The following is a 17,712-nucleotide window of genomic DNA, read 5'->3' on the forward strand; positions in this document are numbered from 1 at the left end:
GCTGATGGCGCTGTGCCTTGCGCCAACATCCTTTGGCGGATGGAGGCTTGCCATCGACCGAAAAAGGGAATGCTCTTGCGACGTCCGGATCGGCGATGACAGGAGGTAAGGTCAGGGCTTTGCCCAGATCGCTCGATGTGGAGGTCACGTTCAAATGGGAGGGAACGTGGCGTTCCGGCTTCAGATCACAGGTGATACCGCAAATATGCACATCTGCTATGCATCTTTCGCAGTTGCCGAATCGTTAGGCAGTCCGTAAGTTCATAGCTGTCGGCCATCTACTCCTCCCAGATGCGATGCCGGCCTAGAATTCGGTGCACCTCCTCCCGCGCCGCATTCGAAATCAAGCCCGCTGCCACCTCCTCCCGGCAGCGGGCTTTTTTCTTTCCATTCATGGAGATGTCGTCCGCGTCCGAAACGCGGACTCGTATGGCCGGATCCTATCGCGCCTTGAACGATGCGATCAGGCCTTCAGCCATGCGTACGAACTGCGCGCTGGGGCCTTCGGCGCCGACACTTTGCAGGCTGACACGCGCGCCCTCGAGCAATAGCGACAACGTGTCGGCGAGAAGTTCGGCCTGGCCGACGCCAGCCTCCCGGCACAAATTCACCAGGCGTTCGCGCTGGGCTTCCTTGAGTTCCTTGATCACACGCCTTGCCGGATGATTGGTCTCGCTCAACTCGACAGCGGCATTGGCCATGTCGCAGCCGCGGCTGTCGTTCGCCAGCATCTCGGAGGCCTTGCGTACCCAGGCATGCAGTTGCGCAAGCTTGTCGCCAGGATATTCGGCCTCGAACGCATCCCATATTGCGGCGGCCTTGCATGCGGTGGCGCGCAGGCACTCGATAATCAGATCGTCCTTGGATTCGAAGTGACGATACAGCGTCATCTTGTTGGTGCCGGCGGCTTCGGTGATGGCGTCGACGCCGACGCCCTTGATGCCATGCTTGTGGAACATGTCCTGAGCCGTCTCCAGGATTCGATCCCGGGGCCGAACGCGTTCCGAAATGCCGTCTGCCATCTCAGTCTCCTTGGCTCCCTAAGAGTGGGGGCTCCCTAAAAATTCAGCACACCTCTTGACTAGGGTGTTACCGGTCTGTAACGTCACGAATGTTACTTACTGGTAACACCTATCTTGCACCCCGTCAACGATTGGCATCGCCGTTGGGCACAGCCGGGACGGAACCGGGGCAAGGAAACTGCCTGTCATGCGGCTTCGGCCGGTGAGAACACGAAAAGCGATTCGCGATCATTCGATGCGAATCGCCAGCAAGGAGCCGCTTCGATGTCGCAGCGCAAGGATTTGACCATCGATGAAGCCATCCGGGATCCGATGATCCGGCTGGTGATGAAGGCGGACCGCGTTGACCCGCATGCATTCGAAAGGATGCTGCGGTCGCTGGCGGATGAACAGTATCCGGGCCGCAAGACGCCGCTGTCTCGTTTTCCGGGAGATGCGGGATCCGGGCATGGCCGGCAGTTGTCCAGGATCGCCAAGGCATTTGGTGAAGCAAAAGCATTTAACGAGGCGTGCGTTTCATGGTGAACTATTTTATCCACCGTCCGATCTTTGCATCGGCGATCGCCATCATCATGGTGCTCGCCGGGGCGATCTGTTATTTCCTGCTGCCGGTCTCTCAGTTTCCCGACATCACCCCGCCTCAGGTCGTGGTCAGCGCCCAATATCCCGGCGCCAGCGCGCAAGTCGTAGCCGACACCGTCACGACGCCGCTCGAACAGCAGATCAACGGCGTGCAGGGCATGACCTACATGTCGTCGTCGAGCTCCAATGACGGCTCCTCGACGATCACCATCACCTTCGAGGTCGGCTATTCGCTCAGCACCGCCGCCGTCGACGTCCAGAATCGGGTGTCGCAGGCAGCGTCCTCGCTGCCGGCCATCGTCAATCAGGGCGGTGTGACGATCAAGAAGCAGAACCCAAATTTCGTGCTGATCGTCAACCTCACCTCGCCCGACAGCTCCGTCGATCCGGTGGCGTTGAGCAACCTCGCCTACCTGCAGGTGGTGGACCCGCTGAAGCGCCTGCCCGGCGTCGGCGACGTGCAGATCTTCGGCGAGCGCCGCTATTCGATGCGCGTATGGCTTGATCCCGACAAGCTCGCCAATCTCGGCATCACCGCGGTCGATGTGCAGAACGCCATCGCAGAACAGAACGTCCAGGTGGCAGCCGGCAAGATCGGACAGTCGCCGGCGCCGGCCGGCACCGCCTTCGAGATGCAGGTCAATGCAGTCGGCCGATTGAGCGATCCCAAGGAATTCGGCGACATCGTCGTGCGCGCCGACGCCGCAAGCGGCTCGCTCGTGCGGCTGCGCGACGTCGCCCGCATCGAGCTCGGCGCCCTGCAATATTCGTCGTCGGCCTTCTTTGGCAAGGATCCGACCGTGGTGCTCGCGGTCTACCAGATGCCGGGTTCGAACGCGCTTGATCTGCAGCAGCGCGTCAAGGACAAGATGCAGGAACTGTCGAGCCGTTTCCCGAAGGGCGTCAGCTACGCCATGCATTACGACACGACGCGCTTCGTCTCGGCTTCGATGCATGACGTGCTGGTCACGCTCGGCGAGGCGCTGGTTCTGGTTGTTGCAGTGGTGTTCATCTTCCTGCAGAGCTGGCGCACCACGATCATCCCGACGATCGCCATTCCGGTGTCGCTGGTGGCCACACTGGTCGTCATGTACATGTTCGGCTTCTCGCTCAACATGCTCAGCCTGCTCGGCATGGTGCTGGCGATCGGCCTGGTCGTCGACGACGCCATCGTCGTGGTCGAGAATGTCGAACGACAGCTCGAGGCGGGCCTCAAACCGTTGGCCGCCACGCGCGCGGCGATGGCCGAAGTCACAGGCCCGATCATCGCCACGACCGCCGTGCTGATGGCGGTGTTCGTGCCGGTTGCCTTCATCCCCGGCGTCTCCGGCCGACTCTACAACCAGTTTGCCCTGACGGTGGCGATCTCCTTCGGCATCTCCGCCTTCGTCTCGCTGACGCTCACCCCGGCGCTGAGCGCCGCCTTCCTACGTCATCGCGGGGAAACGCAATTCGCGCCGTTCCGCTGGTTCAATGCGGGGTTCGACCGGCTGTCGCACGCCTATGCCCATGGCGTGCGCTTCCTCATTCGCCTGCGCTGGATCATGCTCGGACTGTTCGCGGCCGGACTCGTAGCGACCTATTTCGTCTGGCAGAAGCTGCCCTCGACCTTCCTTCCGGTTGAGGACCAGGGCTATTTCTTTGTCGTTATCCAATTGCCCGACGGAGCGTCGCTGGAACGCACCGACGCGGTGGCCCGGAAGGCACGCGACATCCTGCAGAGCACGCCCGGCGTCGATATCGTCGGCTCGATCAGCGGCTTGAACTTCCTGACCAGTGCCGCCCAATCGAACTCGGCGGTGGAATTCGCCATCCTGAAGCCATGGGAAGAACGCGGCCCTGACCAGAGCGCTTCGAAGCTCGTCGCCGACGTGCGCGGCAAGCTGATGCAGATTCCGGAAGCCTTCGCGCTGAGCTTCGATCCGCCTTCCATCCCGGGCATCGGCACGACCGGCGGTTTCGAATTCCAGGTCGAGGATCTGACTGGCCGCGGCAGCGCCGCCCTCGACGACGCGACGCAAGCCGTGCTCGCCGAGGCGCGCAAGCAGCCCGAGCTCAACCCGCAGCAATTGTTCTCCTCGTTCTCGACCTCGACGCCGCAGTTCAACTACGACCTCGACCGCAACAAGGCGAAGCTGCTGGGCTTGAGCCTGCCTGATGTGTTCAACACGCTGCAGATCTATCTCGGTTCGCTCTATGTTAACGATTTCAACCTGTTCGGCCGCACGTTTCGTGTGACGATTCAGGCCGACAAGGACGCGCGGGCGGGGGCGGCGGACATCTCCAGGCTCTACGTGCGCAATGCCTCCGGCGGCATGGTGCCGTTGAGCACGCTCGGCAAGCTGGTGCCCATCGTCGGCCCGGAAACCGTGCCGCATTACAACAACAATGCGTCCGCCCTGATCAATGGCGGCGCGGCACCCGGCTTCTCATCCGGCCAGGCGGTTGCCGCGATGGAACGTGCCGCCGCCACGGCACTGCCGAGGGATTTCGGCTATGAATGGACCGGCATCACCTATCAGGAGCTCAAGGCCGGATCGATCGCCTCGATCGTCTTCGGCCTCGCCATGATCTTCGTCTTCCTGATCCTGGCCGCCCAATATGAGAGCTGGGCCATGCCCTTCATGGTCCTGCTCGCGGTGCCGCTTGCCCTGTTCGGTGCCTTTGTCGCCTTGTTGGTGCGCGGCATGCAGATCGACGTCTATTCGCAGATCGGCTTCGTCATGCTGATCGGCCTGGCGGCAAAGAACGCGATTCTGATCGTCGAATTCGCCCGGCGCCGGCGCGAGGAAGGCCTGAGCATCGTCGACGCCGCAATGGAAGCGGCGCGGCTGCGACTGCGGCCCATCCTGATGACCGCCTTCGCGTTCATCCTCGGCGTGCTGCCGCTGATGTTCTCCACAGGTGCTGGAGCAGCGAGCCGCCAATCGATCGGCACCACCGTCTTCGGCGGCATGGTCGCGGCGACGATCCTGTCGCTGGTGTTCGTGCCGGTCTTCTATGCGGTGATCGAGCAACTGCGCGAGGGCCGTCAGCGGAGCGAGCCCGCCGCCGAACATGAACAAGACACTATTGAACCGACTGCCGAACCAACGCTTGTGCGACTGGCGGAAGCGGCCGAATAGGATTGGAGACATCAATCATGCGTAAATGGAAAATCGCTTTGGGAACGGCTGTCGCGCTGGGTGCGATCTCGATGGCGAGCGTTCACTTGCTCGACATGGGCAATCTCAGCCTCAATGCCGGCACAGCGTCCGCGACACCTGCTCCGGCGGCATTCGTTATGCCGGTGCCGGTGGTGAACGTCGTCAAGAAGACGATCCCGATCTATCTCGACTATGCGGCACGGGTGGAGGCCATCCGCAGCATCACGCTGCAGGCGCGCGTGCCGGGCTATCTCGCGGAGCAGAGCGCGGATGACGGCAGCGATGTCAGGAAGGGCGATCTTCTCTACAAGATCGACCCGCAAGACTTCCAGGCGGCTCTCGACCAGGCAAAGGCGCAGGTGCAGCGCGATACGGCGACGGTCGACTATGCGCGCTCCAATCTCGGCCGCGGCACCGAGCTCGCCAAGAGCGGCTATCTCGCCAAGGACAGCTTCGACCAGCGTACCAGCACGTTGCGCGAGGCCGAGGCTTCGCTGGCGGTCAACCAGGCCGCTATGCGGACGGCCGAGCTCAATCTTGGCTATACCGAAATCCGTGCTCCATTCGCCGGGCGCATCGGCCGCAACCAGGCCTCGGTCGGCACGCTGGTCAGTGTCGCCGGCACCGTGCTCAACACACTGGTGCAGCTCGATCCGATCTACGTCACCTTCAATCCGAGCGAAACCGATCTGGCGCAGCTCGAGGAAGCCCGTGCGGCGGGGCCTGTCGATGTCGATGTCCTGCTTCCCGGTGACACAGAGCCGCGCCAGAAGGGCCAACTTACCTTCATCGACAACACGATCGATCATTCGACCGGCACCATCACGGCAAGGGCGACGATCGGCAATGCGAAGTTCACGCTGCTACCCGGGCAATATGTGCGTGTGAGGCTGCATATCAAGCAGCAGCCCGATGCGCTGATGGTGCCGCAGGTCGCATTGGGCTCGAGCCAGCTCGGCAAGTACCTCTATGTGCTCGGCAAGGGCAACACGGTCGATCAGCGCATCGTCTCGCTAGGGCCGACCAACGGCGATCTCATCGCCATATCGAGCGGCGTCTCGGAAGGCGACCAGGTGATCACCGGCAATCTGCAGAAGATCGGACCGGGAATGCCGGTTTCGCCCCTGCCACAACAAAAACCGGCCAGCTGATAACCCCCATCAGACCCGGTCCTGTGGCGCCCTCGACCCCCACGTCGAGGGCGCCGTTTTGCTGAGCAAGTCCACCAGACCGGCGACGTCGGCGCGCTCGGCCTTGGCGGGAACCATGAAGGCGCAATAGGGCTGGCCGAGGCGGACAGAAACGGATGAGAGCGCGATCAGGCGTCCGGCTTCCAGATCGGCACGCGCCATGACCCGCTGGCCAAGCGCAATGCCGAGACCCAGCCTCGCCGCTGATATCGCCAGGCTGGACAATCCGACGCGGCGCCCGTGCGACGGATCCGGCGCACGATTGCCGCCTGCGGCCGCGAACCAATCAGCCCAACTTGGATGCGAGGCATAGTTCGGCCCCCAATTGGTGTGGATGAACAGGCTCTCGTGCATGTCCGCCAGGCTGGATGAGCCGCTGCCGGCTCGTTGCCAGAAGTCCGGAGCGCAGACCGGCAGCACATCGTCATGGACAAGGCGGACCATCCTGAGCGCCGGATAGTGATAATCGCCATAGCTGACGCGCAGATCTATGTTCTGGCGCACGACATCGACAGGGTCGTCCTCGACACGGACGTCGATCGCCATCTGCGGAAAGGCTTCGAGCAGCACGGCCAGCCGCGGCGCCAGCCAGAGTTCGGCCAGCGAAAACGGCACGCTGACAACAAGACGCGTCCTCAAGCCCCCTTCCAGCATGCGCCGGCCAATGGCCGCAATATCACCCAAAGCGCGCGCGGTCTGCGGATAGATCGCATGACCGGCATCGGTGAGTGCGATGCGGTTGCCGGTGCGCACGAACAGCTGCTTGCCGAACCAGTTTTCCAGATTGCGGATCTGCTGGCTGACCGCCGCCGACGACACGCCGAGCTCCGTGGCGGCCAGCGTGAAGCTGCCGGCGCGCGCCGCGACCTCGAAGACCCGCACCGCATTCAGCGGCGGAAGTTTTTCCATGCTCGTCCCTCATCCTGTAGTTTTCCTTATGCAAGCCTAACAATTTTCCGCGTTGAGAGAAAGATTTCCTTGCTGTCTAGTCCATACAGGATTTCACGAGGACGCGACGATGAAAGACATTCTCGACCTGGACCGCTACCCGCTCGACCGCGAGGGCAGCCCCGAATGGCAGCGGCTGGTGGAGGCCTCCGCCTCCGCGCTGGCAACCGACGGCATGTTCAACCTGGAGGGCTTCCTGCGCCCGGGCATAGCCGAGCGGGCGGCCTCTGAAATCCGGCCGGTGATGGACACGCGCTCGCATGTGCACAAGCGCATGCACAACATCTATTTCAAGCCTGAGATTCCGGAGTTGGCGCCCGACCATCCGGCGCTGCGCAAGGTCGAGACGATCAGCCACACGGTCTGCGCCGACCAGATTCCGGGCAGCACTGTGCTCGCCGTCTACGAGTATGAGCCGCTGCTGCGCTTCCTGGCGGCGGCAATGGGCAAGCCGCGTCTGCACGTCATGCAGGATCCCCTCGCCCGCACCAATGTCATGGCCTATCGCGCCGGTGAGGCGCTGAACTGGCACTTCGACCGCTCGGAGTTCACAACCACGCTCCTGTTGCAAGCGGCGGAGCGAGGTGGCGACCTCGAATACCGCACCGATCTGCGCTCCGACGACAATCCGAATTACGACGGCGTGGCCAGGCTGCTCGAAGGTCGCGATCCCGAGGCGAAGATCCTGCGCATGAAGGCAGGCACGCTGAACGTCTTCCGCGGCAAGAACACCGCGCATCGCGTCACCACCGTCGAGGGCGAGCGCGAACGCCTGATCGCGGTGTTTTCCTACTACGAGAAGCCAGGCGTGATGTTCAGCGCCGAGGAGCGGGTTGGCTTCTATGGCCGAGCGGCTTGAGGCACCCGCGTGTCGAATGCCCATTTGAGGAAAGCGCGGCCCAATCAAGAAATACACTCTTGTTAGATTGTCGACAATCTGCTTGTCTGGCTTTCGGGTCCCTGGAGTTGGCCGAATGGGCAAGCTGGATTTCAGTCCGATCGCGGATACGACACGCAGAGCCGAGATCGTGGCGCTGCTGCGGCGCGCGATCCTGACCGGCCAGCTCGAACCGGGGCAGAAGCTCAACGAACTCAGGATTGCCGAACAGATGCGGGTGAGCCGCGCGCCGCTGCGCGAGGCGATGCGCGAGCTGGTGCAGGAGGGCATACTGACCAGCATTCCCTATGCGGGGACCTTCGTCATCGACGTCACCGCCAAGGATATCGACGATGCCTATTCGCTCAACAAGGTGCTCGACGAATTCGCCATCGAACTGACCTGGAAGCTGCGCGACCAGCGCTTCCTTGATGATCTCGACCGGCGCCACGAGGCGGTGAAGCAGGCAACCCGCGACCTTGACACCACCCGCCAGATCGAAACCGCATTGCAATTGCACGGCCTCATCTACGAATGGGCCGACAATTCGGTGCTGCTGGAGACCTGGCAGCGGCTGACCAGCCGGCTGCAGATGTATTTTGCCCTGCATCAGCGGGCGCGAAACGAACCGGTGCCATCAGAGGACGTGCACGAGACCTATGTGCGGCTGCTCAAGGGCGCCGACATGCGCGCCGCCCAGCGCCATGCGCGCGAGCACATCGATCTCGATTTCGAAGAGCTGCTTGCCTACGCGCGCAGCCTCGAAAAGCGTTCGTCGAAAGGCGCCTGACCATCCCCACATCTTGCTGACAACGGACCGCAAAGTGCAGATCAAAACCATCAAGGCCTATCATGTCGTGCAGCCCTTCGTTGACGGGCCCTACCGCATGTCGAAAGGACGCGTCGCCGACTGCTTCGACGCGGTGATCGTTGCCATAACCTCCGACAGCGGCGTGACCGGCTGGGGCGAGATGGCGCCGCTCGGCAATTTCTACTCGCCCGCCTTCCCCGCCGGCACCCGCGCCGGGATCATCGAAATCGCGCCGCATCTGCTGGGGCACGATCCGCGCGGCTTGGCCAGCATCGGCCGGCTGATGGACACGGTGTTCAAGGGCCACCCCTATATCAAGTCGGCGCTCGACATGGCGTGCTGGGACCTGGTGGCGCGCGCGGCCGATGTGCCGCTGGTCACGCTGCTCGGCGGGCGCGAAAGCGAGACGGCCGAACTCTACAAGGTCGTCACCCATGGCACGGTCGAGGCCATGGCGGCGCTTGCCAAGCGCATCGTCAAGGATGGGTTCCACCGGCTGCAGGTCAAGGTCGGCGGCAATGTCCATGACGATATCGAGCGCGTCAGTGCCGTCGCCGCTTCGGTGCCGAAAGGCACCGTCATCTTCTGCGATGCCAATGCCGGCTGGACGCCCTACCAGGCGCGTCAGTTCGCCGATGCGACGCGCGCCATCGACTACACGTTCGAACAGCCTTGCACGACGATCGACGAAAACATGTCGGTGCGCCGCTCGCTGGACAAGCCGATGGTGCTCGACGAATCCGTCGCTTCGCTCGACGACATGCTCGAGATCCACCGCAAGGGTGCCGCCGACGGGCTGACGCTGAAGATCTCGCGGCTGGGCGGCGTGACCAAGACGCGTCAGATCCGCGACCTCGCCGTCGACCTCGGCTTCATGATCACCGTCGAAGACACAGGCGGCGCCGAGATCGACACGGCAGCCATGGCGCATCTGTCGCTGTCGACGCCGCAAGAGCGCCAGCTGCATGCCATCGCCTTCCATGAATGGGTGACGGTGCGCACCGCATCGAACATGCCGCCGGTCACGGGCAGCCGCATGGGCATCCCGGATGGACCAGGCCTCGGCATCGACGTCCTTCCCGACCTGCTTGGCAGGCCCTTCTTCGAAGTCGGCCGTTGAGATGAAGATCCGCCGCATCCAGGCCACACCCATAAACCTCCGGCTGGAGGCGCCCTACGCATGGGTGTTCGGCGAACTCGACGGGTTTTCGCCAACCATCGTCGAAGTCGAGACCGAGGACGGGTTGATCGGCCTTGGCGAGGCGCCGACGCCGGCCGCCGCGGCGATCATCAATGACAATCTGGCGGCTCGATTGATCGGCCGCGACGCTTTCAACATCGCCGGCGCCGAAGAGGTCTGCCTGCCCTACTGGACCGGCGTGCAGTCGATCAACGACCGCAGCCGCATCATGGCTTTCGGCGCCATAGAAATGGCGTTGTGGGATCTGCGCGGCAAGGCGTGGAAGCAGCCGCTCTACCAATTGCTTGGCGGCGCCGTGCGCAAGGACATCCCCTTCACCGACTATTTCTCGCTGCGCGGCGAGGGGCCCGGGGTGAAGGGCGAGAAGACACCGGAACAAGTCGCCGACTACTGCGTCCAATTGCACGAGACGCATGGCACGACCTTCTTCGAGGGCAAGTTTTCGACGCAGGATCCGAAGCTCTCGCTGAAGATGGTGGAATTGATCCGCCAAAAACTCGGCGACGACGCGATGATCCGCATCGATTCCAACCAGGCCTATTCGCTGGCGACTGCCAGGCGGCTGGTGCGGCCATTGGAGGAACTCGGCGTGCGCAACTGGGAAGACCCGGTGACGACCATCGAGGAGATGCGCGAACTGCGCCGCCACTGTTCAATCCCTTTCTCCACCCACAATATCGACATTGCGCGCGCCATGGAGATCAAAGTGCCGGACGCCTTCGTCGGCAATCCGACGGTGCATGGCGGCATCGGCCGCATGTTGCGCTTCGTCGGCGCCTGCGAGCACGCAGGAATCGATTTCTGGTGCTACAGCGGAGACAGCGGCGTCGGCAGCGCCGCCTATCTGCATCTGTGCGCGGCACTTGGCTGGATCAGGGAGCCTAACCAGTCGCTGTTTCGCATGCTGCCGATGGATGTCATCGAGGAAGGGCCGTTTTCGCCCAAAAACAACGTCGTGCGGGTGCCCGAAGGCCATGGCCTCGGCGTCGCCCTGTCGCGCGAAAATCTCGCCGCCTGCCATCGCGACTTCATCGAGAACGGGCCGTGCAACAAATATCATGACCCGGCAAAGCCCGGGACCTACCGGCGCCTGCCGTTGAACTAGGAGTGATCACACGAACCGACAGGAGACAGATACAACAGGAAAAGCCGTAGCCACGAATGGGAACAGGTGGAAGCAGTGCCTCAAAAAACCGGCCCCTCCGGCGCAAGGACGGGATGGACCGGCCAAGACCAGATGCTACAGTCTCGACTGAACCTCGTTGACGGCCGGGATACGGAGAACATCCCGAATTCGTCGATCACAGGAACAAATTCGTCAATCCAGAGAACACAGGGGAAAGGGTAGAACCCATGAGCAAGAACTATCGCATTCTCGATCTCATCCGGCGCAATCGCTCACCGCTCGAAAACCATCTCATCGACGGCCTCGTTGACGGCCGTGTCAGCCGCCGCGATTTCGTCCGCCACGGCAGCCTGCTCGGCCTGTCGCTGCCGCTTCTGGGCGGCATCAGTGCTGCCGCCGGCCTCGGCGCCATGCCGACCCTCGCGCGCGCCCAGGGCGCGCCCGGCGCCACCATACGCGTGGCGAGCAGCGTGCCTGCCGCGGCCATCGACCCGGTGACCATCGCCGATGCCGGCGGCCTTGTCGTGCTGCAGCAGGTTGCCGAATTCCTCTGCATCGACGGCCCGGACCTGGTGCTCAAGCCTGCCCTGGCCGAAAGCTGGAAGCCGAACGACACCGGCACGGTGTGGACCTTCACGCTGCGCAAGGGCGTCAAATTTCACAGCGGCGGCGAGATGAAGGCGGATGATGTCGTGGCCAGCATCGACCGGCTCGCCGATCCGGCCAATTCGTCCAACGCGCTGTCGGTGTTCACCGGCATCCTGCAGAAGGGCGCCACCAAGAAAGTCGACGACTACACCGTCGAATTCCACCTCGACGCGCCGAACGGCAACTTTCCCTACATGGTGTCGTCCGACAACTATAACGCCGTCATCATCCCGGCGAGCTACAAGGGCGACTACGAGAAGAGCTTCGACGGCACCGGGCCGTTCAAGCTGGAAAAATACACGGCGAAGGTCGGCGCGTCGTTTGTCCGCAACGACGATTATTGGGGTGACAAGGCGCTGCCCGACCGCACTGAGTTCACCTTCTTCGCCGACACGCAGCCGATGATCCTGGCGCTGCAGGGCGGCCAGGTCGACATCATCAACCAGCTGCCGGTGCTGGCCGGCGTCGGCCTGCTTACCGATCCGGCCATCGACATCATCAGCCTGAAATCGGTTGCGCACCAGCAACTGCATATGCGCTGCGATTCCGATCCGTTGAAGGATCCACGCGTGCGCCGAGCCATCGCGCTTTGCCTCGACCGCAAGAAGTTGGTCGCCGGCCTGATGAAGGGGCGCGCTATCGAAGGCAATGACAGCCCATTCGCCGCTGCCTACCCTTCGACCGATCCGACCGTGCCGCAGCGCCAGCAGGATATCGCGCAGGCCAAGCAACTGATGGAAGCGGCGGGTGCGGCCAAGGGCTTCAAGGTGACGCTGACCACCGAGCGCTATCTGGAAATCCCCGAATATGCCCAGCTCATCCAGAACTGGGTCAAGGAGATCGGCGTCGAGCTCGAACTCAACATCCTCGACCAGGGCGCCTATTACGGCGACGCGGTGTTCGGCAAGTCGAACTGGCTGGATTCGGTGATGGGCATCACCGACTACGGCCACCGTGGCGTGCCGAACGTCTTCCTGGCCGCGCCGCTGAGGAGCGACGGCACCTGGAATGCGGCGCACTTCAAGAACAAGGACTATGACCAACTCGCGACCAGCTACATCGCAGCCCTCGATCTCGAAGCGCAAAAGGCGGATGCCGGCAAGATCCAGAAGCTGCTGCTCGAGGAAACGCCGGTCATCTTCGGCTATTTCTACGACTATCTGACGGCGACCACGAAGGGCCTGACCGGCGTGCAACCGACCGCCATGTCGCAGCTGTTCCTGGAAAAGGCCGCGAAGGCCTGATCGGGAGAGAAGAACAATCCTCTAATAGCCGGCTGTCCGCGGAGAGCCGGCTCCAACGGGAGTATTCGCCATTCTCTCCTTCCTCGTCCGGCGTATGGCTCTATCGCTCGTCACGCTGTTCCTGCTTAGCATCATGGTGTTTCTGGGCGGCCAGGTGCTGCCGGGCAATGTCGGGCGGGCGATACTGGGTCCGTTCGCCGACCAACGCGCGGTCGACGCGCTCAATCACTCGCTTGGCGTCGATCGTCCGCTGCTGACCCAGTACTGGAGTTGGATCTCCAACTTCATTCAGGGCGACATGGGCACGTCCTATATCTTCCGCTCGCCGGTCGCCCCCTTCGTCATCGATGCGCTCGGCAATTCGATGAAGCTGGCGGCGGTCGCCTTCGTGCTGGTGGTGCCGATCGGCATCCTCGGCGGCGTCATTGCCGCGCTCAACCTCAACCGGCCGCTCGACCGCATCATCAGCCTGGGTGGATTGTCGGTGACGGTGCTGCCGGAGTTCGTCACCGGCATCATCCTGATCCTCATCTTCGGCGTCTGGCTGCGCTGGCTGCCAATCTCGGCCGCCTGGCCAAGAGATGCCGGCTTCTTCACCCAGCTCTATTATCTGATCCTGCCGTCGCTGCCGCTGTTTCTGGTGCTGTTTGGCTACATCGCCCGCATGGCGCGCTCCGGCATGATCGAGGCGCTCGATTCCGACTATACCCGCACCGCCGTGCTCAAGGGCCTGCCATGGCGCACGGTGATCTGGCGCCATGTGCTGCGCAATGCGCTGTTGCCGACCATCACCGTCATTGCCACCCAGACCGGCTATCTCATCGGCGGCCTCGTGGTGATCGAGACGCTGTTTCGCTACCAGGGCATCGGCTCGCTGATCTTCACCGCCGCGCGCGGTAAGGATTTTCCGGTTCTGGAGGCCGGCATCCTGACCATCGGCATCGTCTATGCGGTGGCGACCCTGGCCGCCGATTTTCTCTATTCCGTGCTCAATCCACGCATAAGGCTGGGGACAGACCAATGAGCACAACCGACAGTTCCGCCGGCATTCCGGCTCCGCCGCCGAACGATACCAACCGGCGTGGGCCGCTGGCAGAAGTCTTTTTCTCGCTGCTGAGGTCCGGCACCTTCCTCACCGGCCTTGCCATCGTTACGTTCTGGGTTGCCTGCGCGCTGTTTGGCGAACATTTCGCGCCCTACGATCCGCTCGCCGACGACATCATCAACGCATTGGCGCCGCCGTCGGCCGAACACTGGTTCGGCACCGACCAGATCGGCCGCGACGTCTTCTCGCGCGTCATCGTCGGCTCGCGCGACATCCTCACCGTCGCACCGCTCGCCACCTTGCTCGCCACCATAGCCGGCACCGCGCTCGGCCTGTTCACCGGCTATTTCCGCGGCATCGTCGACGATGTCATCAGCCGCATCCTCGAAGCCTTCATGGCCATTCCGGTGGTCATCGTGGCGCTGCTCGCCATCGTCGCACTCGGCACCTCCAAGACGACGGTCATCGTCGTCATTGGCCTGAGCTTCGCGCCGATCATCGCGCGCACGGTGCGCTCGGCCGTGCTTGCCGAACGCGAGCTCGACTATGTCGCCGCCGCCCAGCTCAGGCACGAGAGCGCATTGCATACGATGTTCGTCGAGATCCTGCCCAATGTCATCCCGCCGATCCTGGTCGAGACGACGGTGCGGCTCGGCTATGCCATCTTCGCCGTTGCCACGCTCTCCTTCATGGGCTTCGGCATCCAGCCGCCATCACCCGACTGGGGGCTCTCGATCTCCAGCAATTACGGCATGATCGGTGGCGGCTTCTGGTGGACGGTGTTGTTCGATGCGCTGGCCATCGCCTCGCTGGTGATCGGCGTCAATCTGGCGGCGGACGGCGTCCATGGAGCGTTCAATGACTGAACCCGCCAAGGCAATGACTGGGAAGGCCGCCAACGCGCTCGAACTCCGCGATCTCTCGGTCGCCTACCGTGTCGGCGGCCGCAACCGGGCGGTGCTGCGCAATCTCAATCTCACCATCGGCCAGGGCGAGGCCTATGGGCTGGTCGGCGAATCCGGCTGCGGCAAATCCACCGTAGCGCTGTCGGTGGTGCGCTATCTCCCGCGCAATGGCTCCATCACCGGCGGCGCGATTGCACTCGACGGCCAGGATGTGATGAAGCTCGACGCCGAAGCCTTGCGGCGGGCGCGTGCGGAAAGCGTATCGATGGTCTATCAGGATCCCGGCAAGGCGTTGAACCCGTCGATCCGCATCGGTCGCCAGCTGACCGAGATCTTTGAGCTTGCCAGCGTCTCGGGACAGGCAGCCGAGGATCGCGCGATCGCCATGCTCAACCGCGTGCGCATCTCCGATCCGGTCAGCGTCATGCAGCGCTATCCGCACCAGCTTTCAGGCGGCATGCAGCAGCGTGTGGCCATCGCCATGGCGCTGGCCAACGACCCCTCGATGCTGATCCTCGACGAGCCGACGACGGGGCTCGACGCCACGGTCGAGGCCGAAGTGCTCGACCTGATCGGCCAGCTCAGGCAGGAACTGTCGGCCTCGATCCTGTTCATCAGCCACAATCTCGCCGTCGTCTCGAAGATGTGCGACCGGGTCGGCGTGCTCTATGCCGGCATGCTGGTCGAGGAAGGACCGACGCAGGCCGTGTTCAACGATCCGCGCCACCCCTACACGGTGGCGCTGCTGCGTTGCCTGCCGCGCGGCGGCCAGCGCAAGGACCAGGGCCGGCTCGACACCATACCGGGCTTTTTGCCCGGCATCGGCGCCGACATCAAAGGCTGCGCCTTCGCCGACCGCTGCGTGCTCGCCACCGAGCGCTGCCGCACAGAACCGCCGCCGCTCTACGAACTGGGCGACGATCGGGGGCGGCGGCTGTCGCGCTGCCACTATCACGAGCAGGCGCAATCCTTGCCGCGGGCCACGCCGAGCAATGTCGCTGCTCCAGCACGACAAGCGGCATCGCCGGCGGTGCTGCGTGTCGAGGGCCTCAACAAGACCTATGCCAGCCATGGCCACCCCTTGCGGGCGGTCAAGGATGTCTCGGTCAGCCTGCGGCCGGGCGAGACACTCGGCCTGGTCGGCGAATCCGGCAGCGGCAAGACCACCTTCGCCAGGCTGCTGCTTGGCCTGGTGCCGCCGGACGAAGGCGGCATGATCGAGCTCGAAGGCAAGCAACTGGCGCCACGGCTGGAAAGCCGCAGCGACGACCAGGTCAAGGCCATGCAGATCGTCTTCCAGAACCCGGACTCCGCACTCAACCGCTCGCATTCGATCCGGCATATCATTGGCCGCGCGCTGAAGCGGCTGGCGGGCTTGAGCGGTGCCGCACTGCAGGCACGCCTCGACGACCTCGTCCGCTCGGTGCGGCTGACCGAGCGCCATCTCGCCCTCAAGCCGCGCCAGCTCTCGGGCGGGCTCAAGCAGCGCGTCGCCATCGCGCGCGCCTTCGCCGGCGAGCCGCGCATCGTCGTGTGCGACGAACCAACCTCGGCGCTCGATGTCTCGGTGCAGGCGGCGATCCTCAATCTGCTCGCCGACCTGCAGTCGAAGGAAGATGTCAGCTACATCTTCATCTCGCACGACCTTGCCGTGGTGCGCTATCTCTCCGACCAGATCGCCGTGCTCTATCTCGGCCGCATCATGGAGATCGGACCCTCCGAAGATGTCTTTGCCGGGCCGCACCATCCCTATACCGAAGCGCTGCTGTCGGCCGTGCCCAAGCTCGACCAGAGCGAGACCGTGCGCATTCGCCTCGACGGCGAAATCCCCAGCGCCACCAATCCGCCATCCGGCTGCGTCTTCCACACGCGCTGCCCGCGCAAGATCGGCCCGATCTGCGAGACGCAGGAGCCACCACTCAGCGAAGCAAAGCCCGGTCATGCCATCCGCTGCCATATCCCATACGAGGAACTGGAAAGACTGCAGAAGAAGGCCGTCGAGCCGGAACCTGCCTGATGACGGCTACGCGCCCGGCAGCGCGTCTGCCATGCTGAAGGCACGGTCGCCTTCTGCAAAACCCTCACCTGCCGACCAATCCTTTGCCAGCGTCCGCAATCCTTCCAGGGCAACCTCCAGAATGTCGGAGGAGGTTGGGTTCGAGGGATAGGCGAGGTAGATCGGGCGCTGGAATACAGGCGCGTCCTCAATGCGTCGCAACTCGCCACGCTCGATGTGGCCGCTGACCGCGCTGAGCGGCAGATAGGCGGCGGCCTTTTGCGACAGCACATGCTGAAGCCCTATGAAAACCAGCCCGGCCGATATTGCCGGCGTCACCATCGCCGCAAAGGCCCGGTCGTGCTCGATGCGGAATTCCAGCCCCCAGTCCATGAGAATGTAATTCTCGGTCCACGACCCGGTTTGCCCGGCATGCTGGACGAGAACGACCTGATCGACCGCCAGTGTTTCGTAGACGATGCCGGGGTGAGGCCGTGGCAGATAGAGAATGCAGATGTCGAGCAGGCCCTCGGCCATCTGGTCGATCGCCAGGTCGGGGAAACTGCCCTCCAGCCTGAGCGCAACATTCGGCCGCCTTTCGCGCATCCAGGCGATCCAGGGCGACGTGATGTGGTCCCACAGATAGGCGGGAGCGGTGAGCCTGAGCAGCGTCTCATAGCCGTCGGGGACAGCGATGTCCTGTCTCGACTGCTCCCAGGTGCGGGTGATCGAGGCGGCGTGCGGCAGGAACTGCCGGCCTGCCGGGGTGAGCGCTACGCCATCGCGGTCGCGAACGAAAAGCCGGCGTCCCAATTGCTCTTCCAGACCCCTGATCCGCGCGCTGACCGTGGACTGGGCAAGGTGGAGCCGGTTGGCCGCGACGGTGAAGCTGCCATGGGCGGCAACCTCGAGGAAGCTGCGCAGATTTTCGGTGTCCATGTTCGAGCCCCTTGCATCGAAAATTTCGATGA

General features: G+C 63.4%; 14 protein-coding genes. 11 read left to right on the plus strand and 3 right to left on the minus strand.

Features of this window, described 5'->3' with window-relative positions; all coding sequences use genetic code 11:
• Window positions 1-440: 440 nt before the first annotated feature.
• Window positions 441-1,022 carry a TetR/AcrR family transcriptional regulator gene (locus CN311_RS01080; protein ID WP_097571595.1) on the minus strand — a complete coding sequence of 194 codons (582 nt, stop codon included), beginning with the start codon at window positions 1,020-1,022 and terminating at the stop codon, window positions 441-443.
• Between the two features lie 264 nt (window positions 1,023-1,286).
• Between CN311_RS01080 and CN311_RS01085 the strand changes: the two genes are divergently transcribed.
• Genes CN311_RS01085 through CN311_RS01095 form a run of 3 tightly spaced genes read left to right on the plus strand, consistent with a single transcriptional unit; the run spans window position 1,287 to window position 5,901 of the window.
• Window positions 1,287-1,547 carry a hypothetical protein gene (locus CN311_RS01085; RefSeq protein WP_097571596.1) on the plus strand — a complete coding sequence of 87 codons (261 nt, stop codon included), beginning with the start codon at window positions 1,287-1,289 and terminating at the stop codon, window positions 1,545-1,547.
• A complete protein-coding gene (locus CN311_RS01090; protein WP_097571597.1) occupies window positions 1,541-4,729 on the plus strand; it encodes an efflux RND transporter permease subunit in 3,189 nt (1,062 codons plus the stop codon). The genes CN311_RS01085 and CN311_RS01090 overlap by 7 nt, the downstream gene beginning before the upstream one ends.
• 17 nt (window positions 4,730-4,746) lie before the next feature.
• Entirely contained in the window at window positions 4,747-5,901 is a 1,155-nt protein-coding gene (locus tag CN311_RS01095; RefSeq protein WP_097571598.1) for an efflux RND transporter periplasmic adaptor subunit, read from the plus strand.
• 9 nt (window positions 5,902-5,910) lie between these two features.
• On the opposite strand, the gene CN311_RS01100 is transcribed toward CN311_RS01095, so the two are convergent.
• Window positions 5,911-6,849 carry a LysR substrate-binding domain-containing protein gene (locus CN311_RS01100; protein WP_097571599.1) on the minus strand — a complete coding sequence of 313 codons (939 nt, stop codon included), beginning with the start codon at window positions 6,847-6,849 and terminating at the stop codon, window positions 5,911-5,913.
• A 109-nt stretch (window positions 6,850-6,958) separates the two neighbouring features.
• Between CN311_RS01100 and CN311_RS01105 the strand changes: the two genes are divergently transcribed.
• The 8 genes from CN311_RS01105 (at window position 6,959) to CN311_RS01140 (ending at window position 16,762) form a co-directional block, all read left to right on the plus strand.
• Window positions 6,959-7,747 (plus strand): HalD/BesD family halogenase, encoded by a 789-nt coding sequence (locus tag CN311_RS01105; RefSeq protein WP_097571600.1) that lies wholly within the window; start codon window positions 6,959-6,961, stop codon window positions 7,745-7,747.
• 115 nt (window positions 7,748-7,862) lie between these two features.
• Window positions 7,863-8,555, plus strand: a complete 693-nt coding sequence (locus CN311_RS01110; protein WP_097571601.1) for a GntR family transcriptional regulator — start codon at window positions 7,863-7,865, stop codon at window positions 8,553-8,555.
• 34 nt (window positions 8,556-8,589) lie between these two features.
• Entirely contained in the window at window positions 8,590-9,696 is a 1,107-nt protein-coding gene (locus tag CN311_RS01115) for a mandelate racemase/muconate lactonizing enzyme family protein (RefSeq protein ID WP_097571663.1), read from the plus strand.
• A 1-nt stretch (window position 9,697) separates the two neighbouring features.
• Window positions 9,698-10,882 carry a mandelate racemase/muconate lactonizing enzyme family protein gene (locus tag CN311_RS01120; RefSeq protein WP_097571602.1) on the plus strand — a complete coding sequence of 395 codons (1,185 nt, stop codon included), beginning with the start codon at window positions 9,698-9,700 and terminating at the stop codon, window positions 10,880-10,882.
• 248 nt (window positions 10,883-11,130) lie between these two features.
• A complete protein-coding gene (locus CN311_RS01125; protein WP_097571603.1) occupies window positions 11,131-12,795 on the plus strand; it encodes an ABC transporter substrate-binding protein in 1,665 nt (554 codons plus the stop codon).
• Window positions 12,796-12,865: 70 nt separating this feature from the next.
• The gene (locus CN311_RS01130; protein WP_097571604.1) at window positions 12,866-13,819 is read left to right on the plus strand and encodes an ABC transporter permease; all 954 of its coding nucleotides are present in this window, start codon (window positions 12,866-12,868) and stop codon (window positions 13,817-13,819) included.
• On the plus strand, window positions 13,816-14,706 hold the full coding sequence (locus CN311_RS01135) for an ABC transporter permease (protein ID WP_097571605.1): 891 nt from the start codon (window positions 13,816-13,818) through the stop codon (window positions 14,704-14,706). The genes CN311_RS01130 and CN311_RS01135 overlap by 4 nt, the downstream gene beginning before the upstream one ends.
• Window positions 14,699-16,762 (plus strand): dipeptide ABC transporter ATP-binding protein, encoded by a 2,064-nt coding sequence (locus CN311_RS01140; protein WP_165779543.1) that lies wholly within the window; start codon window positions 14,699-14,701, stop codon window positions 16,760-16,762. The genes CN311_RS01135 and CN311_RS01140 overlap by 8 nt, the downstream gene beginning before the upstream one ends.
• 6 nt (window positions 16,763-16,768) lie before the next feature.
• Here CN311_RS01140 and CN311_RS01145 read toward each other — a convergent pair whose 3' ends face one another.
• The gene (locus tag CN311_RS01145) at window positions 16,769-17,680 is read right to left on the minus strand and encodes a LysR family transcriptional regulator (RefSeq protein WP_097571665.1); all 912 of its coding nucleotides are present in this window, start codon (window positions 17,678-17,680) and stop codon (window positions 16,769-16,771) included.
• Between the last annotated feature and the right edge of the window lie 32 nt (window positions 17,681-17,712).

It is taken from the genome of Mesorhizobium sanjuanii, from assembly GCF_002529485.1.
Classification (GTDB): Bacteria; Pseudomonadota; Alphaproteobacteria; order Rhizobiales; family Rhizobiaceae; genus Mesorhizobium; species Mesorhizobium sanjuanii.